Annotated in this window: 20 protein-coding genes; 12 read left to right on the top strand and 8 right to left on the bottom strand. The window is 71.6% G+C overall.

Going from position 1 to position 25233, the window contains the following annotated elements:
• Together ACFQ3T_RS18315 and ACFQ3T_RS18310 are read right to left on the bottom strand one after the other, a co-directional pair.
• The coding region (locus ACFQ3T_RS18315; RefSeq protein WP_380724503.1) for an NAD(P)/FAD-dependent oxidoreductase at positions 1-769 on the bottom strand (769 nt) is incomplete at its 3' end.
• Positions 766-3156, bottom strand: coding sequence for a LodA/GoxA family CTQ-dependent oxidase (locus ACFQ3T_RS18310; RefSeq protein WP_380724502.1), 2391 nt, complete (start codon positions 3154-3156; stop codon positions 766-768). The genes ACFQ3T_RS18315 and ACFQ3T_RS18310, both read right to left, overlap by 4 nt.
• Before the next feature lie 209 nt (positions 3157-3365).
• Here ACFQ3T_RS18310 and ACFQ3T_RS18305 point away from each other — a divergent pair, with 209 nt between their 5' ends.
• On the top strand, positions 3366-4448 hold the full coding sequence (locus ACFQ3T_RS18305) for a ferritin-like domain-containing protein (RefSeq protein ID WP_380724501.1): 1083 nt from the start codon (positions 3366-3368) through the stop codon (positions 4446-4448).
• A gap of 30 nt (positions 4449-4478) precedes the next feature.
• Here the strand turns inward: ACFQ3T_RS18305 and ACFQ3T_RS18300 are convergent, their stop codons facing one another.
• Together ACFQ3T_RS18300 and ACFQ3T_RS18295 are read right to left on the bottom strand one after the other, a co-directional pair.
• Complete coding sequence (locus tag ACFQ3T_RS18300) at positions 4479-6020, bottom strand: FAD-binding oxidoreductase (RefSeq protein WP_380724500.1); 1542 nt, start codon at positions 6018-6020, stop codon at positions 4479-4481.
• 93 nt (positions 6021-6113) lie between these two features.
• A complete protein-coding gene (locus ACFQ3T_RS18295) occupies positions 6114-6440 on the bottom strand; it encodes a hypothetical protein (protein WP_380724499.1) in 327 nt (108 codons plus the stop codon).
• 93 nt (positions 6441-6533) lie between these two features.
• On the opposite strand from ACFQ3T_RS18295, the gene ACFQ3T_RS18290 reads away from it, so the two are divergent.
• Complete coding sequence (locus tag ACFQ3T_RS18290) at positions 6534-7283, top strand: DUF5131 family protein (protein WP_380724498.1); 750 nt, start codon at positions 6534-6536, stop codon at positions 7281-7283.
• Positions 7284-7322: 39 nt separating this feature from the next.
• Here the strand turns inward: ACFQ3T_RS18290 and tcmP are convergent, their stop codons facing one another.
• Positions 7323-8639, bottom strand: coding sequence for a three-Cys-motif partner protein TcmP (tcmP, locus tag ACFQ3T_RS18285; RefSeq protein ID WP_380724497.1), 1317 nt, complete (start codon positions 8637-8639; stop codon positions 7323-7325).
• Positions 8640-9159: 520 nt separating this feature from the next.
• Here tcmP and ACFQ3T_RS18280 point away from each other — a divergent pair.
• Together ACFQ3T_RS18280 and ACFQ3T_RS18275 are read left to right on the top strand one after the other, a co-directional pair.
• Positions 9160-10254 (top strand): three-Cys-motif partner protein TcmP, encoded by a 1095-nt coding sequence (locus ACFQ3T_RS18280; RefSeq protein ID WP_380724496.1) that lies wholly within the window; start codon positions 9160-9162, stop codon positions 10252-10254.
• A gap of 152 nt (positions 10255-10406) precedes the next feature.
• Complete coding sequence (locus ACFQ3T_RS18275; protein ID WP_380724495.1) at positions 10407-11789, top strand: serine/threonine-protein kinase; 1383 nt, start codon at positions 10407-10409, stop codon at positions 11787-11789.
• A gap of 15 nt (positions 11790-11804) precedes the next feature.
• On the opposite strand, the gene ACFQ3T_RS18270 is transcribed toward ACFQ3T_RS18275, so the two are convergent.
• From ACFQ3T_RS18270 to ACFQ3T_RS18260, 3 genes are read right to left on the bottom strand one after another with little or no spacing between them, the layout of a single operon-like run.
• On the bottom strand, positions 11805-12833 hold the full coding sequence (locus tag ACFQ3T_RS18270) for a zinc-dependent alcohol dehydrogenase (protein WP_380724494.1): 1029 nt from the start codon (positions 12831-12833) through the stop codon (positions 11805-11807).
• Positions 12833-14191 carry an MGH1-like glycoside hydrolase domain-containing protein gene (locus ACFQ3T_RS18265; RefSeq protein ID WP_380724493.1) on the bottom strand — a complete coding sequence of 453 codons (1359 nt, stop codon included), beginning with the start codon at positions 14189-14191 and terminating at the stop codon, positions 12833-12835. Before ACFQ3T_RS18265 ends, ACFQ3T_RS18270 begins: the two co-directional genes overlap by 1 nt.
• Positions 14192-14195: 4 nt before the next feature.
• The gene (locus ACFQ3T_RS18260; RefSeq protein ID WP_380724492.1) at positions 14196-14990 is read right to left on the bottom strand and encodes a sugar phosphate isomerase/epimerase family protein; all 795 of its coding nucleotides are present in this window, start codon (positions 14988-14990) and stop codon (positions 14196-14198) included.
• A 206-nt stretch (positions 14991-15196) separates the two neighbouring features.
• On the opposite strand from ACFQ3T_RS18260, the gene ACFQ3T_RS18255 reads away from it, so the two are divergent.
• From ACFQ3T_RS18255 to ACFQ3T_RS18220, 8 genes are all read left to right on the top strand, one after another.
• Complete coding sequence (locus ACFQ3T_RS18255; protein WP_380724491.1) at positions 15197-16588, top strand: ABC transporter substrate-binding protein; 1392 nt, start codon at positions 15197-15199, stop codon at positions 16586-16588.
• Between the two features lie 11 nt (positions 16589-16599).
• Complete coding sequence (locus ACFQ3T_RS18250) at positions 16600-17568, top strand: carbohydrate ABC transporter permease (RefSeq protein WP_380724490.1); 969 nt, start codon at positions 16600-16602, stop codon at positions 17566-17568.
• Positions 17565-18452: a carbohydrate ABC transporter permease gene (locus ACFQ3T_RS18245; protein WP_380724489.1), complete on the top strand. Its 888-nt coding sequence runs from the start codon at positions 17565-17567 to the stop codon at positions 18450-18452. The genes ACFQ3T_RS18250 and ACFQ3T_RS18245 overlap by 4 nt, the downstream gene beginning before the upstream one ends.
• Before the next feature lie 9 nt (positions 18453-18461).
• Entirely contained in the window at positions 18462-19646 is a 1185-nt protein-coding gene (locus ACFQ3T_RS18240; protein ID WP_380724488.1) for an ROK family transcriptional regulator, read from the top strand.
• Between the two features lie 147 nt (positions 19647-19793).
• A complete protein-coding gene (locus tag ACFQ3T_RS18235; protein ID WP_380724487.1) occupies positions 19794-21968 on the top strand; it encodes an alpha-galactosidase in 2175 nt (724 codons plus the stop codon).
• Positions 21965-22903, top strand: coding sequence for a Gfo/Idh/MocA family protein (locus ACFQ3T_RS18230; RefSeq protein ID WP_380724486.1), 939 nt, complete (start codon positions 21965-21967; stop codon positions 22901-22903). The genes ACFQ3T_RS18235 and ACFQ3T_RS18230 overlap by 4 nt, the downstream gene beginning before the upstream one ends.
• A gap of 332 nt (positions 22904-23235) precedes the next feature.
• Positions 23236-24450: a PP2C family protein-serine/threonine phosphatase gene (locus ACFQ3T_RS18225; RefSeq protein WP_380724485.1), complete on the top strand. Its 1215-nt coding sequence runs from the start codon at positions 23236-23238 to the stop codon at positions 24448-24450.
• A 56-nt stretch (positions 24451-24506) separates the two neighbouring features.
• Entirely contained in the window at positions 24507-24998 is a 492-nt protein-coding gene (locus ACFQ3T_RS18220) for a hypothetical protein (protein ID WP_380724484.1), read from the top strand.
• Positions 24999-25233: the final 235 nt, after the last annotated feature.

The raw sequence follows: 25233 nt of genomic DNA, 5'->3' as shown, positions 1-25233 counted from the left end.
CGGGTGGCCCGAGGGCGCGGTGCCGGAGGCGGTCGCCGGTCCGCGGCGGGGGCGACGCGGGGGAGGAGCCGGCGGTGACGCGCAGGACCGTGAGGGCGGCGCCGTCGGCGGTGGGCGCGGTGTACCACCAGCCGTCCGCCGTCGCCTCCACCAGCGAGTACGACCCGGCGTCGGGCAGGTCGCAGCGCCAGGCCGTGCAGTGCAGGTGGTCGGAGCGGTGCCAGTCGAGGTGACGGCGGGTGAGCGCGCGCGGGGTGCCGGTGGCGTCCACGACGACCTTGGCCCGCACGCCCCCGGCCGTCCGCAAGCCACCGACGCTCCCCGGGCCACCGACGCTCCCCGGGCCACCGCCGGTGTCCAGGCCGCCGACGGTCCACGCGCCGCCGTGGGCGCGGAGGCCCCGGACGTGACCGCGCACGACCTTCGCGCCCGCGTCCCGTGCCAGGGCGCGGAGCTCCCGGTCGAACGACGCCCGGTCGACCGCCCACGGTGGCCCGTTCGGGTCCAGGATGCCGGGCCGGTGGTCCACCTCGTCGGTGGCCCACGAGCTGCGCGCCTCGTGCACGGGACGCGCCGACGCCGCCACGACGTCCCACGCGCCCAGCGCGGCCAGAGCGGGACGTGCGGCCGCGGACAGCTGCTGGCCGATGCGGTGCCAGGGCGTGCGGTCATCGTGGACGAGCACCACCGCGGCCCCGGACGCGGCCAGGTGCCGGGCGACGGCCGCACCCGCCGGGCCGCCGCCCACCACGACGGCGTCCGCGGTCACCGTTCGCCGGTCAGGTAGCGCTCGCGGACGAACGGGTGGCCGTCCGGGCTGGTGCCGAAGGCCCGGACCGACGTGACCGCGCCGGCGTCGACCCGTCCGGTGGACGACCCGGCGTCCAGCGTCACCTGGTGCTCGGCGCCCTCCGCCAGGACCGCCTCGACGGTCGAGTCCTCGGCGCCCCACAGCGTGACCTCGGCCCCGGAGTCGGTGCTGTCGACGACCAACCGGATGTCGGACTCCGCGGACGCGGTCACCTGGTACGGCAACGCGTCCGCGCCCTCGTCGGCGGTGACCACGACCCGCCACAGGCCGCTGCGGTCGTAGCGGCTCGGGAAGCTCTCGAACGGCAGCTCGACCCGCAGGGTGGCCGACTCGGCGTCCTTCGTGGCGTGCACGTCGGCGACGCCGGCATCGAGGCGGCGGCCCAACGGGCTCACGAGGACCACCGACAGCGCTCCGTCGGCCGCCTGCAACGTGACGGACAGGGCGTGGTCGACCTCGGTGAGCTGGAGCGTCCAGGTGTGCTGCTGCCCGGCCGACAGGACTCCCTGCCCGGCCAGCAGCAGGTCCACCCCGACCGGAGGCGAGTACGGCTGCCCCGCCTCGTCCGCCGCGGAGGCGCCGCGTCCGCTGACCGGGATCGTCCACCGGTCGCCGGTGTTCCGGTCCAGCAGGACGACTTCGCCGTCCACGACGTCCGCGCGGGCCGCGGCGTAGGTGAGGTCCAGCGACAGCAACGTGGACGTCGGGTCGCCGCTGGTCCTCGGCGTGCCGACGGTGACCGCCCCGGGGGCGTTCTCCACCACGAGGTCCGGCACGGCGCCGGCGGCGTGGACGACGACCGGCACCGTGCGCCCCTCCGTGCCGACGGTCCCGAAGTTCACCGCGCCGGCGCGCACCGTGCTCTGCTGGGTGAGCGTGCGCTCCTGCTCGACGTACTGGCTGCCCTTCGGCAGGACGAAGCCCAGCTTGTACCAGTCCTTCACCATGTTCTCGTTGTTGCCGACCATGCGGTCCCAGGCCTGGAACTTGTTGTCCGCGATGACGGTGTTGGGGCGCTGCACCGGCCACCAGTCGCTCCCGCACGCCATGAAGTCGGTCTGCCACGGCAGCGCCATCCGGGCGGTGACGTCGCCCGCGCGCACCCGGTTCGTGTCGAACCGGAACGGGTGGCCCTTGCGCCAGATGGACGTGGTGTCGGCGCGGAGGGCGAAGCGGCCGAACTCGATGCCGGGGAAGAGCGATCCGCCGACGCAGCCGTCCAGCGCGGCCCGGTCGAGCCCGTCCGGGGTGACCCGCGCGGCCGGCGGCGGCCAGTCCTGCCGGTAGTTGCCGTCCTTCCAGCGCTTCATCACCTCGTACTGGACCGCCGTCAGGTGGGAGTCCGTGCCGTCGTAACCGGGAGTGCTTCCGCCGTGCGTGAGGTGCGGCATGTCCTGGTGCCGGGAGGGGGTTCCGGTGGCGGGCTTGAGGCGGTCGAAGATGTGGTGCCTGCTCGCGTCGCCGTAGACCGGGTCCTCCCACCGGTGGCGGTAGGGCTTGACCCGTCGCGTCCAGCGGATCGTCCTGGCGCGTTGCAGGATCGGCTGGACGTGCGCGGCGTAGGACGGCGTGGCGGGCGGCAGCAGCGCCGACGTCTCCTCGATGATCTTGTGGGTCTTGTAGTAGTCGAGGAGCCGCTCGTACATGCTGATCACGTCGGTGAAGTAGGGCGCGAACTTCGGGGGCGCGACGACGACCCACGCGCCGGTCACGTCCCCGACGGCCCTGCCCTTGATCTTCACGGTCGCGCCGACCGGGCCGTCGGACGTGTCGTCGTGCCACCCGTCGTTGTCGAAGGTGCCCTGGAGGGCCTTGCCGGTCGGCGAGCCCGAGCTGCCGCGGCCGCCGAGCACGAGGAGGTGCCCGGAGCCGTCGGTCCGGAGGGCGCCGAGGTCGACGTCGGTCTTCTTGCCCTGGTGGGTGAACGGCGCCTTCGGGATGGCCTTCACCGCGTCCTTGCCGGTGATGGTCTGCACGCCGGGGTCGATGACGAGCTTCTTCCGGGCGTCGCCCGTGACGTCGCGGTTGCGGTCCTCGGTGTCGCCGAACGCCGTCTTCGACGCGGCCTTGCGGTTGACCACGTGCACCGACCAGGTGATCGACACGTCGGCCGAGTCGGTCAGCTCCACCCACCGGGTCCCGGTCTCGTCGTAGCCGAAGCAGCGGAACCGGGCGGCTTGGCGGCGCACCTTCCCGGAGGCGTCCTTGAACTTCTTGTCCGCCGGCAGGCCCGGCTGCCCGGGGATCTCGGGGCCGACGAAGTACTCGTCGCTGTTCCCCAGCCTGGCGACGCCGATGGCGGGATGGATCTTGACCTTCGTCACCTCGGAGATGGGAAGGGTCATCGCTTCTCCCTGGCTGGGTTCCGGACGTGTCGTGACGAGTATGTTCCGCGCGCTCGGCGGTGCCCATTCCCCTGTCGGGTTGGCGAAAGACACGGTCGGTGGAAGCCGTGCCCCCGAACGGTGTTAGTAATCGTGCCGGGGTCGACGTCGCCCGGAACTGCCCGAACATTGGTGCGGGCACTCGGGCTCGCCTCGGAAGGGATTCTGACATGACCGCGGAATTGACCGACACGTACCAGTCGATGGCGTTGTTGCTGGAGTGCGAGCCGCCCCAGCGGGACGTGGCCTGGCTTCGAGCGGCGTTGCAGTGGGGCGTGACGCTCGAGTTCGCCACGATTCCCGCCTACCTGTACGCGTTGTGGTCGATCAAGGAACCGAACTCGGACCCGAACGTCGCGGACATGATCCTGGAGATCGTGATGGAGGAGATGTTGCACATGGCGCTCGCGTGCAACATGCTCAGCGCGATCGGCGGCGTCCCGAAAATGGCGGAAGCGGGTCTCGTCCCCGCGTACCCCACCGCGCTGCCCGGCGGCGTGAAGCCCGGTCTCGTGGTCAGCCTGTCCGGCATCGCCTCGACCAGCGGGTCCGACCAGGACGTCATCAAGGTGTTCATGGACCTCGAAGCGCCGGAGAAACCGCTGGCCAGGACGGCGGAGACGTTCCCGACGATCGGCAAGTTCTACGCCGCCATCCTCGAGGCGTTCAAGAAGCCGGAGAACTTCGCCGAGTTCGGCGCCCCCGGCCCGCAGTTGAACTCCGTCATCGCCGGTTTCGAACTGCCCGACATGACCACGACGAAGGACAACAAGAAGGTCGTCGACCTGACGAAGGTGGAGCGGGCCGTCAAATTGATCACGGAACAGGGAGAGGGCTCCGACGTCTCGCCGAACAGCGGTGGCGAACTCGCCCACTACTACCGCTTCGGTGAGATCTTCCACGGCCGGAAGCTGAAGCAGCACCCCGGTAAGAAGTGGAAGTTCGACGGCGATTCCTTCCCCCGGCCGGCGGTGCACCCGCTCGGCACCGTTCCCCGGGGTGGGTGGAACCGCTCGGCCGCGTCGGATTCCGTCAAGGCCAAGCTCGACGCGTTCAACACGACGTACCGGGAACTCCTGGTGAAGTTGGAACAGGTGTGGCAGACCGCGGACCCCAAGACGCCGTTCAAGGATTCCATCGTCGCCATGAAAGCGCTCGAAGGAAAAGCGCGGGAGCTCGTGACCATCGCGCTCCCGGCCGCCGAGAACCAGCCCGGCAGGAATTACGGCCCCGAATTCCGGCTCCCCGGCTGAGCTTGCCCGGCGCTGGGGTCGTCCCGGCCCCTACGGGTGCGTCACCGGGATGGACTGGGCGTGGTGGAAGACGTCGTGGGGGTCGAAGGTCTGCTTGGTCCGCACCAGCGAGGCGAAGTTGGTGTCGCCGTAGTAGAGCTGCCACCGGCTCGCCGCGGTGCCGGTGGGGTGCGCGGGCAGGTCGGTGTCGAGGTAGTTGACGAAGCAGCCGTCGGTGGCGATGCGGTCCGGGTCGTCGTTCGCGGCGGCCGGGACGCCGCCCGTCTCGGCGTAGACCTCGCGGTACGCCTCCCGCAGCCACTCGACGTGGGCGTCGTCCTCGGCGGGGCTGCCCCAGAACGACATGTACTGCAGCTTGATCACCGAGTCGCGGTGCGGGGTGGCGGTGGCGTCCTTGGCGACGCCGTTCACCCGGCCGCCGTAGGTGTCGAGGGAGACCCGTGCGCCTTCGGCGCCCCGGCCGGCGGTCGCGAACGTCCGGACCAGGGCGTCGACGTGGTGGTCGGTGAGGCGGCGGTGGTAGGCCGACTTGTAGTCGGCGCGGTGGTGCCAGGTGCCCTGGCCCAGCTCGTGGGTGGCGTTGAGCCAGGGCCGTGCCGGGTGGTGGTCGAGGCCGCGCGGGTGCGTGGCCGCCGACGACACCGTGAGGACGGAGCCGAGGAAGTCCTTCAGCGTCGCGCGGGCCCGGGAGAGGCTCTCGGGGGAGTCGTCGTCGATGGCGACCTGGGTGGTGAGGTTGATCGCCCGTTCGTGGGGGGTCAGCCGGGGGTGGACGCGGAACAGCGCGAACAGGTTGTTGGCGGCGTCCGCGTCGGGCGCGGAGTTGTGCGCGCACCAGTCGTCGAAACGGCGCAGCATCACGGCCAGCTCCGCGCCGTCCGAGCCGACCTGGTCCCACGGGATCGTGAGGTCGTGCAGCAGCACCTGTCGGGGCGCCCGGGGCAGCAGCTCGTCCGGCGGTGTCCGGTCGGTCGCGTGGGGGCCGCGCATCAGGTAGCGGGTGACCACCCCGAAGTTCCCGCCCCCGCCGCCGGTGTGCGCCCACCACAGGTCGCGGTCGGCGCCGGTGCTCTCACGGGTGACGACGCGCAGCTCGCCGTCCGCGGTGACCACCTCGACCCCGTGCAGGTGGTCGACCGTCAACCCGTCGCGGCGGGACAGCAGCCCGTACCCGCCGCCCACGATGTGCCCGCCCGCGCCGACCGTCGCGCACGACCCGCCCGGAATGGTCACACCCCAGCGGCGGTGCAGCTTCGCGTAGACGTCCCACAGGCCCTGACCCGCGCCGATCGCCACGCACCCCGTCACCGGATCGTGCTCGACCCCGTTCAGCAGGTTCAGGTCGACCACGGCGCGGACCGCCGAGTTGAACACGTGGTCCTCGTAGCAGTGCCCGCCGCTGCGAACGGCGAACCGCAGACCGCGCCCGGTCAGCTCGCGCACGCACTCCGCCACCTCGCCCGCGTCACGCGGCAGGAACACCTCGTCCGGCGCCCCCACCCAGCGCATGTTGTTGCCCTGGACCAGGTCGGGGTAGCGCACGTCGTGCCGGTCGATCCTCTGCACGGTCATGCGTCCATCCAATGCGGACCGACGGGGCACGCGCGGGTGGACCACGGGGGAGGACGGGCGAACCGTCCTCACGCTCCGCTTCCGGCGTCCGGCCTACGCCGCGCCGCCGGTGGTGGCGGCTTCGAGGAGGGCTTGGTCGCGGAGCTCCGCAACCCAGGCCCATGCGGCGCTCGGGTTGCGGAGGTAGAAGCGGTGGCGTGAATCGCCGTGCGCGACCGGTGTGAGGAGACCGAGCTCCCGCAAGGATCTGATCGGTCCCTGCAGGTTGCTGGTGGTGATGCCCAATCGGGAGGCCAGCGAGCTTAACGAAACGAAGCCGTCGTCGGCGGCCGCGATCGCGAGCATGACCTCGAGGCGGTAGCGCTGGCCGAACGCGGCCTGCGACCGATCCCGCAGGAGAACTCGATCCGGTGACGCCATATGGCCATCTTACGAGTTTTACGTTACGACTTGCTCGTAAGTTCGAGTCGAACCGGTGTTCGAGCCGGTACCGAAGGCAAGCAAGGGGCAGTCATGGGCAGTCGCTCGACGATCGAGTGGACCGAGGTCACGTGGAATCCCACGACGGGGTGCGACCGGATCTCGAAGGGCTGCGACAACTGCTACGCGCTCACTTTGGCGAAACGACTCAAGGCGATGGGGACCGAGAAGTACCAGAACGACGGCGATCCGCGTACGTCGGGTCCCGGGTTCGGCGTCACGCTGCACCCGGACACCCTGGACCAGCCCTATCGGTGGCGGACTCCGCGAGTGGTGTTCGTCAACTCCATGAGCGACCTCTTCCACGCTAAGGTGCCTCTCGACTTCGTGCGCAAAGTCTTCGCAGTCATGGCCGCCACCCCCCAGCACACCTACCAGGTGCTCACGAAGCGCTCAACGCGGCTGCGCAAACTGGCCGACAAGCTCGACTGGCCAACCAACGTGTGGATGGGGGTGAGCGTGGAGGACAGCGACCAACTCACCCGCGTCGACGACCTGCGCGCAGTGCCGGCCGCGGTGCGGTTCCTGTCCTGCGAACCGCTGCTGGGCCCGTTGGCCGAGTTGAACCTCGAGGGCATCGGCTGGGTCATCACCGGCGGCGAGTCGGGGCCGAATGCCCGTCCTGTGGACCCGCTCTGGGTCCGGCAGATTCGTGACGCCTGCCAGGAAGCCCGTGTTGCCTTCTTCCACAAGCAGTGGGGCGGTCGCACGCCGAAAGCCGGGGGGCGCGAACTGGACGGGCAGACGTGGGACCAGATGCCGCAGTTCGCGGAAGTCAGCTGAAGCGGCCGAGTCCTTGCCCCAGACTTGCCGGCCGGTGCTTCACGCCGGTCGGATGGTCTGGTTCTCGATCTTGTTCTTGCCCTTGAGGCGGGGTAGGGCCACACCTTGGTTCGCGAGCAGGTCCCATGCTGCTCGCAGGTGGGTCTCGCGCGCCAATCCGAGTGTGGTGCCGAAGATGTCCTTGGTGCGGTCTTGGACGTCGACGGGACCGTGCACGGCGAGCAACGTGGTGACGTTGCGGGCGATCATGCTGATCCACTCCTGGTTCCGCCTGGCCTCGGCGCGGGTGTTCTGCTCGTCTGTCATTCCCGTCGTCAGGGTTCCGCCGAAGAGGTCTTCCTGTTCAGCGAGGTGTGCTTGCGGTTGGGGCGATCGCTCGCTGATGAACTTCCGCCATGCCTCGTTGGCCTTGGACACCGCCCCGTTGAAGGCGTAGGGCGTGCCGCGGTACCGGTAGAACAAGATCAGCATGAAGAACGGTTCCTGCCCGGGCTGCCGGCGGATGGGGACACTGAAGGACCGGTACCCGGTGTCGGCCTCGATGCGTCTGCAGTACTCCTGGGCCACCACTTGGGCCGCGCGTGCGGAGGCGGTGCGTTCGCCCCGGTGACGCGCCTTCGCGCGGGAGTTCCGGAAGACGTCGCGCCACCACTCGTTGCCGAGGAAATCGTCGATCCTCGCCAGGGACGCGGTTGCGCTCTGAGGGCTGTTGGTAGTGCTCGCGGCAAGCTTGTCCCGCACCGGAAGCCAGTCGGCGTCCAGTACCGCGTCCAGGCCGTGGTTCCAGGTGCCCGTTTCGTCTCCGGCCAGCAGGCCCCCAATGCGCCACACCGACTGTAGGTTGAAGTTGAGCAGGACCTCGGTCGGCGGACGGGTCGGTCGCCGGAGCAAGCGGTCGGTCATCTCGGCGTAGGGCAGGCCCGTGCCGAACGGATCGAGGAAAGCCAGCAGGGGGCGGTCGTCCGCCACGGCCAGAACGCGATCGAGGTGTCCGCTGACGTCACCGGGTAGTACCTCGTAGTTCTTGCCCGCGACCTCCCGCTCCAGGGTCAGGCACAGGTTCTCGTAGTGGTGAGGGGCGCGCTCGACGAACACGCAGTGCAGCGTTCGCCCGAACGTCTGCACAGCAGTCGCGGTGCGCATTGCGAGGAGGGGTGACCCTTCGGCGCCGACCGACTGGCCGTCCTCGGGTTCGTAGCGACCGGGGCCGGCGAACCCGTCGAGGTACACCACCTGCCCTCCGGTGGCGCTGCTGCCGGTCTTGGAGGTGAACACGGGCAGGTACCGGTCCAGGATTCCGTGCTTGAGCACGGCCGCAGCCCGCTTCTCCTGGAAGAACTTCTCGTTCGCGGTCATCACACCTCCTCGTCGAGCGATCAGAACTACCACGTGGCGACGTCGATGTAATCCGATTGGCTCACAAAAATCCCCGAACGGACGAGTGAGCGAGCGGCACCGATGCGGAACGGAGCTTGAATTGTTCTATAGATCGTCCCCCTATGTGCCGTTCAGTCCCGTCGCCGGTGTGGGCTGCCCGGGCTGATGGTCATGCCGAGTGACGGCGCAGATGACGAGCGCGGGTCCAGCCCCTTCTGCGGTCAACCTCCTCGACTCAACCGTCAGGGCTGGTCGGGACACGTCTGCGCCGCTCGGGACGGCCCAGCGTTCTGCACGGAGCCAATCGGCAAACCGGGTTGGCCAGGAGAGGGTGAAGCCTGAGCGGTTCCGCATTAGCAGGCCCATCGTCACTCGCTCGGAGTCTTGCGCAACAGTTCGTGCGTATGTCGCGGCTGATAACAGTTCGAAAATCTTCCGGCCTGCTCCCGACAATGGTTATGGTGCAACTGGAGCGCCCGTGACCCCGAGGAGCCTTGCGATGCCGGTGAAAGGACGTGTGCCCTGGGCCATCGTGGAACACACGCTGGCCAAGCACGACATTTACCGGCGCTACCTCGAACGGTGGTTCCCCATCCTGATCGGAGGCTCCAACGCCTACCCGTCAGCCACCTACGCGGAGGGGTTCGCTGGTCCCGGGGTGTACGCCGATGGCGAGCCCGGATCACCGATCATCGCGCTGGAGGCGTATGTCAAGAAGGTGCCGACGACCAGGTCGTTGGCGAAGTTCCTCTTCATCGACGACGACCCACGCTGTGTGAGCATGCTGCGTGAGCAGTTGACCGAGCGCTTCCCGGAGCGTCCACGGCCGCTGGACCGCATGTGGGTGGACGTGGTCCAGGGCAAGTGCGGTGAGCTCCTCGAGCAGTACCTGACCGAGCGCGGCTGCTGGGGGCAGCCGATCCTGGCGGTGCTGGACTCGTGGGGCAACGCACCGGTGCCACATCCGTTGTTGAGGCGCCTGGCGCGCAATCCGGCCACCGAGGTCATCGTCACCTTCGGAACCCAGCACTTCGTCCGTTTCGTCGAGCAGTTGGGTGCCGATGCGGACGGCGTGTTCGGGGGAGACCAGCGATGGCGCCAGGTCAGGGGCCTGCCGGACGGGGAGGCGAAGCGACGACACCTGCTCGACTGCTATCGGAGGTCTCTCCACGACGCGGGGTTCCAGCACCTGCTGGACTTCGAGTTGATCGATCGACGCGGCGAGCCCTTGTACCTGGTTTTCGGCACCAACCACCCGCGTGGCGTGGAGAAGATGAAGGACACCTTGTGGGAGGTCGACCCGGTACAGGGCGTCGGGTTCCGCGATCCCCGTGATGAGCAGCACGAGACGCTGTTCGATGTCAACGAGCCCTTGTTGGCGCCTCTCGCGCGGCTGCTCGTGCCGGTTATCGAAGCCGGGGGCGAGGACGGGGTGGCGGTTCAGGACCTGAAGGACTTTGCACTGCGGGAGACGGTGTACCGAATGCAGCACGTCAGCCCAGCGCTGCAACCGCTGCTGGAGAAGGGCGTCATCCGCTCCGATCCGGTGAACCGGATCCGGACCCGTGGCCGCGTGTGGGCGAAGGCTGGTTGACAAGCTCTCCGGGCTGACACGCACCGGCGGCGCGGTCGGGTGGTCGCCGTGATGGGTTGGTGCGAGGGCTGGGGTGAGGCGAGGGTCGTTCACCTGTTTGCGCGCGGCGCTGTCGGGGCACCTGGGAGTGTGCTCCTACCTCGACCGGAGGTATGACGGTGTCTCCCTCCACAAGCAGCGACCACCTGTTGGCCGACCGTTACCGCCTCCTCGAACCGATCGGGCTCGGGGGCATGGCGGAAGTTCGCCGCGCCTGGGACACCACCCTGTGCCGGCACGTCGCGGTGAAGTTGTTCCAGCCAGGGTTCGACGAGGCGGCCGCACGGCGGTTCGACAACGAGGTCCGCACGCTGGCCTGCCTCTCCCACCCCGGGTTGGTGTCCGTCTACGACGCCGACACGCAGGCCGAGACGCCGTTCGTCGTGCTCCAGCTCGTCGAGGGGCAGACCCTGCGCGAGCTGATCGACCTGGGGCCGTTGTCGCTGGACCGGACGCGTCGGCTGGGCGCGGCCCTGGCCGACGCGCTCGCCTACGTCCACGCGCACGACCTCGTGCACCGGGACGTCAAGCCGTCCAACATCCTGCTCGACGCCGAGGGCAACGCCTACCTCGCCGACTTCGGCCTGGTCCACCTGACCGGCGCGACGCGGATGACGCGCACCGACCAGCTGGTCGGCACGGCCGCCTACCTCGCGCCCGAACAGGTGCTCGGCGGTGACGTCGACCACCCGGCCGACGTCTACGCGCTCGGGCTCGTCCTGCTGGAGTGCCTGACCGGCCGGCGCGAGTACACCGGCGGCGACGTGGAAGCGGCCGTGGCGCGGCTGCACCGCACGCCCGCGGTGCCCGACGACCTGCCGTCCGAGGTCGCGGGGCTGCTGTCGCGGATGACCGCCTCCGCGCCGGAGGAGCGGCCCACTGCAGAAGAGTGCACGCGGGTGCTGAGCGTGCTCGACGACGTGCCGGAACAGCGCAAACCGGACGGGTCGGTCAAGCCGGTGGCGCTGGTCAAGCCGCCGGACGAACCCACGCTGAAGCTCGCGCGCGGGTCCCGGTCGTCGTGGAAGACGCTGGTCGCCTCGGCGGGCGTGCTGGTCGGCGCGTTCGCCATCACGATGGCCGCGACCTCGGAGGAGCAGCCGGCGACGTCCGCGCCCCCGGCGTCGTCGACCCAGCAGGCGTCCGTCGAGCAGCCCGGTTCCTCCCCGGCGCCGCAGAACCCCGTCCAGCCGCAGTACCTGGGCACGCCGCAGACCCCGGACGCGGCCCAGGCGACGGCGACGCCGCAGGTCACGACGTCGGTGGAGACGACCGCGGCCGCGCCGGCCGGCGACGCGGGGGCCGGTGACACGGGAGCCGGCGACACCGCCGCGCCCGTCACCGGGCCGAACACCAGGACCACCACCGAGGCCGTCACGCCCACCACGACGCCCGCCGCGCCGACGTCGGAGCCGGTGGTCCCCACCCCGGAGCCCTCCGAGACCAACCCCGAGCCCGAAGAGCCCCCGACCGCGCCCACCGAGGAGAGCAACTGAGGGACGCCGGGGACGTCACGGTGCGGTGAACTCCAGGACCACCTGGGTCACCTGGTCCGGCTGGGCGTCGATCAGCTTGTAGGCCGAAGCCGCCTCCTCGACCGGCACGACGTGCGAGATCAGGGGGCGCAGGAGCAGGTGCCCCGACACGGCCAGGTCGATGACGGTGGTCGCGAGGCGCCCGCGGTCCCAGCGCGGGGACAGGGCGGCGGCCACGCCGGAGATCTGCGAGCACACCAGCGACACCCGGTTGTGGTGGAACTCCTCGCCGAGGAACAGCCCGCGCGCCTCGCCCTGGTAGAAGCCGCCGGCGACGACGCGGGCGTTGTAGGCGACGCTGCGGACGGCCTCGTGCAGGGCCTGGTGACTGCCGCTGACGTCGAGCGCGACGTCGGCGCCGCGGCCGTCGGTCAGCTCGCGGACCCGTTCGGCGACCCCGCCCGCCCCGGCGTCCAGCACCTCGTCCGCGCTGAGCGCGTGGGCCAGTTCCAGCCGGTGGGGGATGGTGTCCACGCCGATCACCCTGGCGCCGTTGCGCCTGGCCAGCTGGGCGACGATCTGCCCGACCACGCCGAGGCCGAACACGACGACGGTCTCGCCGACGTGGACGTCCGCGTCGAGCACCACGTTGAGGGCGACGGAGCCGATGTGGCTGAAGATGCCGAGCACCGGGTCTGCTCCCGGGTCGAGCACCCGCTGCGCCGCGTACGCCTCGTCCACGACGGTCGCCGACCGGTGGCCCCAGACGCCCCACACGACCTGTCCGGGGCGGACGGCGGTGACCTCGGGCCCTACCTCGACCACCTCGCCGACCTCCTCGTACCCGACCACGACGGGGTACTCGGCGGTGGGTCGTCCCGGCACGAACAGGCGGACATCGGGGTCCCACGTCTTGGTGAAGTGCGCGTTGGTGCCGCGGTACTGGGTCAGCTCGGTGCCCGCGGAGATCCCCGAGTACAGGGTGCGGACGCGCACGCCGGTCGCGGTCAGCGGGGGATCGGGCTCCTCTCCCAGCGAGACCGAGCCGGGGGCGTCGAAACGCACTACCGTTGCCATCCTTGCCCTCCGGGCTCGTGTGCGAGGACGTCCAGCAGGAGCGCCGCCGTCCAGCTGAAGTGGTCGGCCCCGAGGCCTTCGCCGGTCACCGGGTCGAAGTACTCGCGGAACCCGGCGTCGGCGACCAGGCGGATCATGTCGGACGCCAGGTGCTCGGCGTGGCGGGTCTCGCCCTGCCGCCGCAGCCCCGTCCACAGCAGCCAGTTCGTGTTCATCCACGTCGGCCCGCGCCAGTACCGGTGCGGGTCGGCGTCGGACGCGGTGAGGTCGTAGCTGGGCACACCGCGCACGGGCGGCGACCCCAGGCCGAACGCGGGCCCGGTCAACGTCGCCAGCAGCGCCTCGCGGCGTCGGGCGGGCAGGTCGGGCAGCAGCAGCGGGACCAGGCCGGAGACCGTCCGCTTGGGGAGGTGCCGGCCGGTGCGCGCGTCGAGCGCCACGTAGCAGCCCAACGCCGGGTCGAACAGCCGCGAGTGGATCTGGTGCGTCAGCTCGCGGGCCCGCTCGTCGTGCCTGCCGGGGTCGGCGCCGGTGCGGCGGGCGAGTTCCGCGAGCGCCTGCTCCGACCAGGCCAGCACGGCGCAGAACAGCGGGTCGACGGTGCAGAACGGCAGGCTGAGCAGGTCGTCGTCGGCGTAACCGCGGTTGCGGTACGCGGCCACGATCCCCATGTACCGCGCGTAGTCGTCGTCCGTGGGCCGGTGCCCGGCGTCGGCGTGGCGCAGGTCGCGGCGCAGGCCGGTGATGTCGTCGGCCAGGGCGGTGGCGGCCGCGCCGAGGGGTTCGTCCCAGAACGGGCTGTTGTCCAGGCCCGACTCCCACGGGTGCACGACGGCGACCAGCCCGGACGCCACCCGCCGCCGTTCGAACAGGTAGTCGTGGAAGCGCGCCAGCCGCGGGTAGAGCCGGTGGACCGCGGCGTCGGCGGCGTCGCCGGGGTGGCGGTCGGCGACGGCGAGGACGGCGCCGGCGTGCACGGGCGGCTGCACGAGCCCGGTGGTCGACACGCCCGCCGGCGGTCCCTGGCGCGGCAGCGGTCGCCAGAACGCCGGGCCGGGGAAGTAGGCGTCCTCGGGCACGGCGGGGTTGAACACGATCTGCGGCACGCGCCCGTCACGCCACTGCGCGCCGTGCAACGCGGTCAGCTCGGCGAACGCCCGCCGCGGGCTCAGGTGGGCCAGCCCGATGGCGATGAACGCGGAGTCCCAGCTCCACTGGTGCGGGTAGAGCGTGCCGGTCGGCACGGTCGCCGAGCCGCGCCAGTTCCGCAGCAGCGTCGCGGCGGCCTTCCGCCGCAGGTCGGCGATGTCGGGCGCGAGCGGCCCCAGGGTCGTCCCCGCCGTCACGCCGTCACCCGCCGGCCTGGCGGAGCAGGCTGACGGCGGCCGGCAGCGCGGACTCGGCCGGACCGGACAGGCTGCACGCGAAGCCCGCCCACCCCTGGTAGCCGGCCGCGTCGAGCGCCGCGAACGCGGCCCACCAGTCGACGTGGCCCGCACCGGGTTCGAGGCCGTTCGAGTCGGCCAGCTCCACGTGGCCGAGCCACGGGCCGGCGGCCAGCAGCGCGCCGGCCGGGTCGGCTTCCTCCACGTTCATGTGGAACGTGCCCGCGGCCACCCGCGCCGACGGCAGCCCCACCGCGCGGCACACGTCCGCCGCCTGGTCGAGCGTGTTGACGGGGCGGCCCTCGTAGCGGTTGACCGGCTGCAGGCAGATCGTCACGCCTTCCCGCGCGGCCCGCTCGGCGAGGCGGCGCAGGCCGTCCGACAACGTCTCGTAGTCCTCTGTGGACGAACGCGGGCACGGCACTGGCAGCAGTCGGCCGTCGGACACCGGCGCGACCACGACCTCCCCGCCCATCGCGGCGATCACGCCGAGGCGCGAGGACACCTGCCGGAGGGCGTCCGCACCCCGGTCGACGTCACCGAGCGGTATCCCGTCCAGGCACACGGAAGGCATGACGACACCGTGGCCGACCGCCCGCTTGAGCGCGCCGAGCCGGGCCTCGAACGCCTCGTCGCCCCGCGCGCGCAGCTCGATGCCGTCGAAGCCCGCCGACTGGGCGAACTCCCACTTCTCCTCGATCGACGCGCCCGGCAGAAGCTGCTCCTGGCAGGCGATCTTCCACTGCGGCATGACGGCCATTAATCCCGCGATCAGTCAAAACAACAATGCGGTATCCCGATCCCGGCGCGCGGTCGATCGCCGAACGCCTGCACACAGCCCGATGCGGACCCGAAGTCAGTACCGGGTTGGTGGTTGTCACGGGACAAAACCGGGTGTTCAGTGGCGCCACCGAACACCCGGCGCTGGCCCGTGAGAGGACGCGGTCCACCTGGAAGGGAGCAACCATGACCGGACGAGGACTGCGCGCGCTCGCCGCCGCGGTGCCTGTCGCCCTGGTGCTGGCGGCCTGCGGGAGCGGCGATTCCGGTGGGGGAGCTGACGGACCGCTCGTCTTCTGGACCATTGAGGACACCGCCGACCGCGTGCAGGCGCAGGAACGCCTCCTGGCGCGGTTCACCGAGCGGACCGGCATCGAGACCAAGCTCGTCGCGGTCGCCGAGAACCAGCTCACGACCGTGCTCACGTCCGCCGCCGCGTCCGGCGAGCTGCCCGACGTGATCGGCTCGATCTCGCTGCCGATCATGAGCCAGCTGCGCACGGACGACCTGCTGGACACCGACGCCGCCCAGCAGGTCGTCGACCGCCTCGGCGCCGACACGTTCGCCGAGCAGTCGTTGGAGCTGACCCGCGAGGGCGACACCCAGCTGGTGGTGCCCAGCGACGGCTGGGCCCAGCTCCTCTTCTACCGCAAGGACTTGTTCGCCCAGGCCGGGCTGCAGCCGCCGACCTCGTACGACGCGATCCGGCAGGCCGCCGAACGGCTCGACCAGGGCGACGTCGCGGGCATCACGGCCAGTACCACGCCCGCCGACGTGTTCACGCACCAGACGTTCGAGCACCTCGCCCTGGCCAACGGCTGCGAACTCGTCGGCGACGACGGCCAGGTGGCCCTGCACAGTTCCGGGTGCGTCGCGGCGTTCCAGTTCTACACCGACCTGATCACCCGCCACTCCGTCGCGGGCAACCAGGACGTCGACACCACGCGGGCGACGTACTTCGCGGGTCGGTCGGCGATGGTGGTGTGGTCGTCCTACCTGCTCGACGAGCTGGCGGGCCTGCGCAAGGACGCCCTGCCGACGTGCGCGGAGTGCCAGGCGGACCCGGCGTTCCTGGCGCGCAACACCGGCGTGGTCGCGGCGCTCGCCGGACCGGACGGCGGCGAGCCGACCACGTTCGGCGAGACGGCGTCGTTCGCGGTGCTGAAGGACGCCGCCACCGACAACGCCGAGAAGCTGGTCGAGCACCTGATGAGCGACGGGTACCGCGACTGGCTCGCCATCGCGCCCGAGGGCAAGGTGCCGGTCCGCTCGGGCACGAAGGACAACCCGCGGGAGTACGCCGAGGCGTGGCGCGGGCTCGACGTCGGCGTGGACACCAAGGCCCCGCTGTCGAAGTTCTACGACGAGGAGACGCTTCGCGTCGTCCAGGACAGCCCGAAGAGCTTCAGCCGCTGGGGCTTCCGCCAGGGCAAGGCCGAGCTGGCGGGCGCCGTCGCCGGGCAGCTCGTCGTGCCCAAGGCGTTGGCCGAGGCCGTCAACGGCTCCGGTGACGCGCCGGCCGCCGCCCGCAAGGCGAGCGAGCAGGCCGCCACCATCGCCGACGAACTCGGCAAGTAGGACGCCGGCACGTGGACTCGTCGGTCGACGTCACGCCGCGGCGCGGGCGCACGCTGAAGCAGCACGACGCGCGCACCGGGTTGCTGCTGCTCACCCCGACCCTGGTGATCGTGCTCGCGGTCGTGCTCGTGCCGCTGGCGTGGTCGGTGCTCATCGCGTTCCAGCGGGTGCGGCTGATCGACGTCGGCCGCACCGGGCTGTTCGAGAAGCTGACGCTCGACAACTTCGCCCGGGTGTTCGGCTCGGACGTGCTGTGGGAGAGCCTGCGCACCACGGTCGCCTACACCGCCGGCTCGACGTTCCTCGCGATCCTGCTGGGGCTGGTCGCGGCGCTGGCGGTGCGCAGGCCGTTCCCCGGCCGGTCGTTCGTGCGCGCCGCGATGTTGATCCCCTACGTCGCGCCGGTCGTCGCGGTCACGTTCGTCTGGCGGGTGCTGCTCAACCCGGAGTTCGGCATCGTCAACAGCTGGGGCCGGGAGCTGTTCGGCTGGGACGACCCGATCGCGTTCCTCTCGCAGGCGCGCGGGGTGGTCACGCTGTTCGGCCTGGACGTCCCCGTGCCGACCGCGCTGCTGACCGTGATCGCGTTCGAGGGCTGGCGATATTTCCCGTTCGCGTTCCTGTTCCTGCTGGCCCGGCTGTCGGCGCTGCCCGGCGACCTGGAAGAGGCGGCGACCGTGGACGGGGCGACGCCGACGCAGCGGTTTCGGCACATCGTGCTGCCGCAGCTGATGCCGGTCATCGCCGTGCTCGTGGTGCTGCGGACCATCTGGACGTTCAACGAGTTCGACGACATCTTCCTGCTGACGGGCGGGGCGGCGGGCACGGAGGTGGTGAGCGTGCGGGTCTACGAGCTGCTCACCGTGCAGCGGAACGTCGGCGCCGCCGCGGCCCAGTCCGTGCTGCTGGCCGCCGTGCTGGTGGTGCTGGTCGGCGCGTACCTGTGGTTGCTGCGGCGACGGGAAGGGGCCAAGCCGTGACCGCGCCTCGACGGCCGTGGACGCGTGACCGGGTGGAACGGGCGGTGTTCGCCGTCCTGCGCCCGCTGGTGGTCGTGTTCTTCCTGGCCGCCACGCTGCTGCCGTTCTACTACATGCTGATGCTGTCGCTGCGTCCGATCGAGGACCTGTTGCGGCGCCCCGATTCGCTGCTCGTGGACCTGGGCGACCTCACCTTCTCCACGTACGCCGCCGTGCTGCGGCCGGTCGCGGACGGCGGGCAGGGCTTCCTCAGCCTGCTCGGCAACAGCGCCGTCGTCGCGTCCGCGTCGGTGGTGGTGGCGCTCGTGATCGCCGTCCCCGGCGCGTATGCGGTGAGCCGGCTGGAGTTCTTCGGCCGGCGTCAGGTCAGCTCGCTGTTCCTCGTCGTGTACCTGTTCCCGAGCATCGTGCTGGCGATCCCGCTGTTCGTCATGCTCACCCGCATGCAGCTGCGGGGCTCGCTGGTCGGCCTCGTGCTCGTCTACATCGCCCAGACCGTGCCGGTCGCCATCTACATGCTGAAGAACTACTTCGAGACCATCCCGCGGAGCGTCGAGGAGGCCGGTCTGGTCGACGGGCTGAGCCGGGTCGGCGTCATCCGCCGGATCAGCCTGCCGCTGGCGATGCCGTCGGTCATCGCGACCGGGATCTTCGTGTTCATGATCGCGTGGAACGAGTTCCTGTTCGCGCTGCTGTTCCTGGTCGAGCGGCGGGACCGGTGGACCGTGTCGCTGGGGCTGGCGCAGCTGTCGGGCAGCATCGAGATCTCCACGACCGTGCTCATGGCCGGGTCGGTCGTCATCACGCTGCCGATCGTGCTGCTGTTCTTCCTGACCGAGCGGCTGCTCTCCCAAGGGCTGACCAGCGGCGCGGAGAAGGGCTAGGCCGCGCGGATGGCGTTCACGGCATCACCCGGCGAGATCCTCCTCCTCATCCGGTCCGGGCGGGTGAGGACGCGCCGCGACCTGCAGGAGCTCACCGGGCTGTCCCGCTCGACGGTGGCGCTGCGGCTCAGCCAGCTCATCGCCGCCGGCTACATCCGGGCGGTCGAGCAGCGGCGCGGCACGGCGGGCAGGCCGGCCGAGGTGCTGTCGTTCGAGGAGGCGGACAAGCTCGTGCTGGCCGCCGACGTCGGCGCCACGCACGCGCGGTTCGCGTTGACCGACGCGGGCGGGCGGATGCTCGCCGAGCGCACCGAGGACCTGCTCGTCGGCCAGGCGCCCGACGTGGTGCTGAAGACCGTCGTCCGGCGGTTCCGGGACCTGCTCAAGGACGCCGGCCGCGACCGGGCACAGCTCGCGGGCATCGGCGTCGGCCTGCCCGCCCCGGTCGACTTCCGCACCGGGCGGCCGGTCGAGCCGCCGATCATGCCCGGCTGGCACGGGGTCGCGGTGGCGAAGACGCTGTCCGACGCCCTGGGCTGCCCGGCGTTCGTGGACAACGACGCCAACCTGCTCGGCCTGGGCGAGGCCCGCGAGCGCTACCCCGACGTCGACAACCTGCTCTTCGTGAAGGTCGGCACCGGCATCGGCGCGGGCGTCATCCTCGGCGGACGGCCCGAACGCGGCGCCACCGGCCAGGGCGGCGACATCGGGCACATCCGGATCGCCCGGCCGGTCGACGGCGCGCGGTGCCGGTGCGGCGCCACCGGCTGCCTCGCCGCGCACGCGAGCGGTGCGGCGCTGGCCCGTCAGCTCACCGAGCGCGGCATCCACGCCCGGACCAGCCGTGACGTCGTCCGCCTCGTCGAGGAGGGCAACGAGGACGCGATCACGCTCGTCCGGGACGCGGGCCGGCTGCTGGGCGAGGTGCTGGCGACGGCGGTCGCGCTGCTCAACCCGACCGTCGTGGTGATCGGCGGCGACCTCGCCCTCACCCGCGAGCACCTGCTGGTGGGCGTGCGCGAACGGCTGTACGAGCGAACCGTGCCGGTGCTGACCAGCAGTCTGGCCGTGGTCGAGTGCGGCCTCGGCGACCGCGCCGGCGTGCACGGCGCCCGGCACATGGTGATCGACCAGGTGTTCTCGGCCGAGGCGGTGGACGCCCGGCTCGTCCCCGAACCGGTGCGTGACGCCTGACCGCGCGAGCGGTTCCGACCCGCCCGGCCTCGACGACTTCCGACTCCGACGACCCCTGCCTGACCCCTGTTGACCGCTGCCTGACCGTGTCTGACTTCTGTTTGACGACTCGTGCCTCACGACCGGGCGATTCCCCGAAGGAGAGCGATGCCTGCCGACGACCCCGCCATCACGCGGACCACCTGCGCCGGACGACCGGCGTGGCTGCTGCGGACCTCGCGCAACGCGATGCTGCTGTCCGTCGCCGACGACGGCGCGCTCCGGCTCGACCACTGGGGCGATGACGGCGGCGGCGTCGGGGACGGCCTGTCGGGCGACGCGTACCTCCCGCACACACCGTGGAACCGGGCATCGCAGGCGCACTTCCTGGACGGCGTCCCGCTCGCCGCCTCGACCTACGGCGATCGCGCGTTCAAGGAGCCGGGACTGGTGGTGCAGCGCCAGGACGGCTCGTCGGTGTCCCGCCTGACCTGGCGCGACGACCGGATCGAGGACGACGTCCTGGTGCTCGTCTTCGACGACGACGCCACGGGCCTCGTGGTCGAGCACCGGTTCGCCGTGCTCGCCGAGCACGGCATCGTCGTGCGTGACGCGCGCGTGTGCAACCGGGGGCCGGACCCGCTGCGCGTGGAACGGGTCGCGAGCGCCGTGCTGGGCCTGCCGCCGGCGCGCTACGAGTCGTGGACGCTGCACGGCCGGTGGGGCGACGAGTACCAGCTCACGCGGCGCGCGCTGCCGCCGGGCAAGGTGGTGCTGGACAGCCGACGCGGGTTCACCAGCCACGAGGCCAACCCCTGGTTCGCCGTCACCCGTGCGGGCGAGGACGGCCCGGTGTGGTTCGGGGCCCTGGCGTGGAGCGGCAACTGGTCGATCGTGCTGGAGACCGAGCGCAACGACGCGCTGCACGTGGTCGCGGGCCTCCACCCGTTCGACTCCGCCTGGCACCTCGACCCCGGCGAGGACTTCCGGACCCCGTCCCTGGCGTGCGGCTACACCGACGACGGCCTGGACGGCGCGGCGCGCCTGCTGCACCGCTACCAGCGGGACCACGTGCTGCCCGCCCGGCACCGCACCACGCCGCCGCCGGTGCACTACAACACCTGGCTGGCCACCGCCTTCGACGTGGAGGTGGAGCACCAGGTCGCGCTCGCCGGCCACGCGGCCGAACTCGGCGTCGAGCTGTTCGTCGTGGACGACGGCTGGTTCGGCGCGCGCAACGACGACCACGCCGGGCTGGGCGACTGGGTCGTCGACCCGGCGAAGTTCCCCCGCGGCCTGACGCAGCTCGTCGACGAGGTGCACCGGCTGGGCATGGGGTTCGGGATCTGGCTGGAGCCCGAGATGGTCAACCCGGACAGCGACCTGTACCGGGCCCACCCCGACTGGGTGCTGCACCTCCCCGATCGGGAGCCGACCCTGTCGCGCAACCAGCTCGTGCTGAACTTCGCCCGGGAGGACGTGCGCGAGGGCGTCCTGGCGAAGCTGCGCGCGCTGCTGGCCGAGCACCGGATCGACTTCGTGAAGTGGGACCACAACCGCCCGTACACCGAGGTCGGCTGGCCCCGGGCGGCCCCGGAACGGCGACGCGAGGTGTGGGTGCGCCACGTCCGGGGCGTGTACGAGGTCATCGGGCGGCTGCGCGCCGAGTTCCCCGACCTGATGATCGAGACGTGCGCGGGCGGCGGCGGCCGGGTCGATCTGGGCATCCTCGGCCTGGCCGACGTGGCGCAGGTCAGCGACAACACCGACCCCGGCGACCGGCTGCGCATGCAGCACGGCTTCAGCCGCGCCTACGCGCCGCGCGCGATGGTCGGCTGGGTCGCCGACGCGCCGGAACCGACCACCGGGCGCACCAGCCCGCTGGAGTTCCGCTTCCACGTCGCCATGCAGGGCGTGCTGGGCATCTCCGGCGACATCGCGGGGTGGGGCGAGGACGACCGGAAGCAGGCCCGTGAGCTGATCGCCGAGTACAAGCGGCTGCGGCCGGTGATCCAGGACGGCGACCAGCACTGGCTGGTCCCGCCGAGCGACACCGAGCCGTGCGCCGTGCAGTACGTCTCCCGCGACCGCCGGGAGGCGGTGGTGTTCGTCTACCAGGTGCGCGGCGTCGCCGGCGAGGGGCCGCGCCGGATCAGGCTGCGCGGGCTGGACGCCGACCGGCGCTACCGGCGCGACAGCGACGGGCTGGTCACCACCGGGGCCGTCCTGATGGGCGTCGGCCTGTCCTCGGCGTTCCCGCCACCGCCGCCGCCGCGGCACACCGAGGACTGGCGCAGCCGGGTCGAGCTGTGGCAGGCCGTGGACGGGGAGGTAGCCCGGTGAGGGTGGCGTTGATCGGCGCCGGCTACATCGCCGGACGGCACGCGGCGGCGTTGACGGGGCTCGGCGCCGAGGTCGTCGGCCACGTCGGCCGCACGGGGGTCGAGGAGGCCGCCGCACGCTGGGGCGGCCGCCCGTACCGGACCACGGCCGACCTCCTGGCCCGGGAGGACGTCGACGCGGCGTGGATCTGCGTGCCGCCCGCCGCCCACGGCGACATCGAGCACACCCTCATCGAGCACGGCGTGCCGTTCTACGTCGAGAAGCCGATCGGCGTGGACCTCGACGTGCCGCGCCGCGTCGCCGCCGGGGTCCGCGACCGCGGGCTGATCGCCGGCGCGGGCTACTACTGGCGCGGCATGGACGTCGTGCCCGACCTGCGCCGGATGCTCGCGGAGACGCCCCCGCACCTGGTGCGGGCGGCCTGGCACGGCCTCGTCCCGCCCGTCCCGTGGTGGCGGGTGGAGGCGAAGAGCGGGGGACAGGTGGTCGAGCAGGCCACCCACCTGTACGACCTGGCGCGGTTCCTGCTGGGCGAGGCGGACGTGCTCCACGCCGTCGCCCGGCACGTGCCGCTCGCCCCCTACCCGGACCTCGACGTGGCCGCGGTCAGCGCCGCCACCCTCGCGTTCGACTCGGGGCCGTTGGCCGTGTTCACCGCGACGTGCGTGCTGCACGCCACCGTGGACGCGGGCATCGAGTTCCACTGCGAAGGCCGGAAGCTGACGTTGACGAACAAGGTCCTGCGGCGCGAGGACGCCGACGGCAGCCACGAGGCGCCCGTCGGCCGCGACCCGCTCGTGATCGCCGACGAGCGGTTCCTGGCCGCGGTCGGCAGCGGGGACCCGAGCCTCCTGGTGTGCGACTACGCCGACGCCCTCCGCACGCAGGAGCTGTGCTGCCGGGTGAGAGAGACGGCCGATCGGGTGCCATTCTGATCACGCACGGTGAATGCCGTGCGACGCCCACACGACAACGGTCACCATTTTCTGATCCCGATTTGGACATTCTTCGCCGCGTTCCCGGCACGCGTGTCTTCGCCGGCGGATCACCTCGAAGTGTGACGGCGACCTCGTCGTCGCAGGTAGGGCCGATTCGGGTCCGGTGACGTCGGGTGCCGCCGAAAATGCGCTCGTGTGCGCGAGTGGTTTGTTCGGCAGACTAGCTATCCAGGTATTGTGGTTTGCTCGGCACCGGCTCGACTGGCAAGCGTCACACGGTCGTGCTGATCACTCGGTGTGCACGATCAGGACGTGGACGGGGTCGACGGATGGGTGAACCGCGAGGTTCGGAGGTGCGGCTCCGCGTGCTGGAGGCCGTCACCGACAGCGCGCTGCGCGACCTCGACCTGGACAAGCTCTTCGACGTGCTGCTGTGGCAGGTGCACGACCTGCTGGCGGTCGACACCGTCACCGTCCTGCTGACCGACGCCGCCGGCACCCAGCTCGTGGCCAAGGCGACCGTGGGTCTGGAGGAAGAGGTCTTCCAGGGCGTCCGGGTGCCGGTCGGGGCGGGTTTCGCCGGACGGGTGGCCGAGCGCCGGGAAGCCGTCCGCCTCGACCACGTGGACGCGTCGACGGTGGTCAACCCCCTGCTGTGGGAACGCGGCCTGCGGGTCCTGTTGGGTGTGCCGATGGTGGCCCAGGGCCACCTGACCGGCGTGCTGCACGTCGGCAGCACCACGGAGCGGCAGTTCACGGACGACGAGGTCGACCTGCTGCGGCTGGTCGCCGACCGGCTCGCGATGGCCGCGCACATGCACCGGTCGCGGTCCGCGCGCGCCGCCGCCGCGATGCTCCAGGACAGCCTCCTGCCCGGCACCCTGCCCGCCACCGAGGGCTGGGAGCTGGCCGCGCGCTACGTCCCCGGCACCGACAGCGGTGTCGGCGGCGACTGGTACGACGTGTTCAGCCTCCCCGGCGGGCGCATCGGGCTCGTGATCGGCGACGTCGTGGGCAGCGGGCTGCCCGCCGCCGTCGTCATGGGACGCCTGCGCAGCGCCCTGCGCGCGTACGCCCTGGAGTTCGCGGACCCCGCCGTGGTGCTCGGCAAGCTCGACCGCAAGGCCAGTCACTTCGAGGACCACACCATGGCCACCGTCGCCTACGCGGTGGTCGACACGGCGGCGGGCCACCTCGACCTCGCCCTGGCCGGCCACCTGCCGCCCCTCGTCGCCGAACCGGGGCGGCCGACCCGGTTCGCGGACGCCCCGGTCGGCCCGCCCGTCGGCTACAACCTGGCCGTCACGGGCCGGTGCAGCGTCCGGCTCGACGTGCGGCCGGGCGCGGTGGTCGTCCTGTACACCGACGGCCTGGTGGAGCGGCGCGGGGAGGACCTGGACGACCGGTTGCGGGAGCTGCGGGAGTCCGTGGCCCCGGCGACGCCGGAAGCGGTGTGCGTCCGGATCATGAACGTGCTGGTCGGCGACCGGCCCGCCACCGACGACATCGCGCTGCTGGCGGTCCGGCACACCGTCGACGCCTGAGCCGGACCCGACCTCGCGGGTGGGTTCGACGGGCGACCGGCGGGTACCACCTGCCCGTGGACGACTTCCTGGGCATCTACCTCAAGGACCAGCTCGCGATGGGCGTGTTGTGGCGCGAGTTGGCGCGACGTGCCCAGCGCAACAACCGCGGCACCGAACTCGGCCGGGTGCTCGCCGGGGTCGCGATCGGGATCGCGGAGGACGTCGGGACGTTCCGCTCGATCATGCGCCGGGTCGGCGTGCGCACCGACCCGGTCAAGACGGGCGCGGCCGTCTTCGCCGAACGCGTGGGACGGCTGAAGCGGAACGGCCGGCTGACGTCGTACTCGCCGCTGAGCCGGTTCGAGGAGCTGGAGTTCCTGGCGATGGGCATCGACGGGAAGAAGCAGCTCTGGACGACCCTGCGCGACCAGGCCGGGCTGAAGGACCGCCTGCCCGACGTCGACTTCGACCACCTGATCGAGCGAGCCGCGCGCCAACGCGCGGACCTCGAACCGTTCCGGGCCCGTGCCGGGGCGGAGGCGTTCCTCGCGGCGCCGTCCGGCTGACCGCCGTTCCCGCCGCCCGTTTCCGCCGACCGCCGTTCCGCACGCATTGAGGCGGTTCGGGGGGTCGGCGCAGGGTAACCGGGGCGCATGGTCATACGTCGGACATTGCACGCCGCCGAGTCGGCCCGCGCCGTCGACGCCGAGGCCGGCGCGGTCGCGCGGGCGGTGCGACGGGTGCTGGGACGAGGCCGGGCGGACCGGTTGCTGCGGGCGCGGTCGGGTCGCGCGGGCGGTG

It is taken from the genome of Saccharothrix hoggarensis (genome assembly GCF_042678885.1).
In the GTDB taxonomy this organism is placed as follows: Bacteria; Actinomycetota; Actinomycetes; order Mycobacteriales; family Pseudonocardiaceae; genus Actinosynnema; species Actinosynnema hoggarensis.
The sequence above is the reverse complement of the archived record's forward strand: the minus strand, read 5'-3'. Positions and strand labels throughout refer to the sequence as shown.

What these genes read in the sequence shown, in the direction of transcription:
- ACFQ3T_RS18310 (WP_380724502.1), bottom strand. Translation starts at nt 3,156, where the DNA reads ATGACCCTTCCCATCTCCGAGGTGACGAAGGTCAAGATCCATCCCGCC.
- ACFQ3T_RS18305 (WP_380724501.1), top strand. Translation starts at nt 3,366, where the DNA reads ATGACCGCGGAATTGACCGACACGTACCAGTCGATGGCGTTGTTGCTG.
- ACFQ3T_RS18300 (WP_380724500.1), bottom strand. Translation starts at nt 6,020, where the DNA reads ATGACCGTGCAGAGGATCGACCGGCACGACGTGCGCTACCCCGACCTG.
- ACFQ3T_RS18295 (WP_380724499.1), bottom strand. Translation starts at nt 6,440, where the DNA reads ATGGCGTCACCGGATCGAGTTCTCCTGCGGGATCGGTCGCAGGCCGCG.
- ACFQ3T_RS18290 (WP_380724498.1), top strand. Translation starts at nt 6,534, where the DNA reads ATGGGCAGTCGCTCGACGATCGAGTGGACCGAGGTCACGTGGAATCCC.
- tcmP (WP_380724497.1), bottom strand. Translation starts at nt 8,639, where the DNA reads ATGACCGCGAACGAGAAGTTCTTCCAGGAGAAGCGGGCTGCGGCCGTG.
- ACFQ3T_RS18280 (WP_380724496.1), top strand. Translation starts at nt 9,160, where the DNA reads ATGCCGGTGAAAGGACGTGTGCCCTGGGCCATCGTGGAACACACGCTG.
- ACFQ3T_RS18275 (WP_380724495.1), top strand. Translation starts at nt 10,407, where the DNA reads ATGACGGTGTCTCCCTCCACAAGCAGCGACCACCTGTTGGCCGACCGT.
- ACFQ3T_RS18260 (WP_380724492.1), bottom strand. Translation starts at nt 14,990, where the DNA reads ATGGCCGTCATGCCGCAGTGGAAGATCGCCTGCCAGGAGCAGCTTCTG.
- ACFQ3T_RS18255 (WP_380724491.1), top strand. Translation starts at nt 15,197, where the DNA reads ATGACCGGACGAGGACTGCGCGCGCTCGCCGCCGCGGTGCCTGTCGCC.
- ACFQ3T_RS18240 (WP_380724488.1), top strand. Translation starts at nt 18,462, where the DNA reads ATGGCGTTCACGGCATCACCCGGCGAGATCCTCCTCCTCATCCGGTCC.
- ACFQ3T_RS18235 (WP_380724487.1), top strand. Translation starts at nt 19,794, where the DNA reads ATGCCTGCCGACGACCCCGCCATCACGCGGACCACCTGCGCCGGACGA.
- ACFQ3T_RS18225 (WP_380724485.1), top strand. Translation starts at nt 23,236, where the DNA reads ATGGGTGAACCGCGAGGTTCGGAGGTGCGGCTCCGCGTGCTGGAGGCC.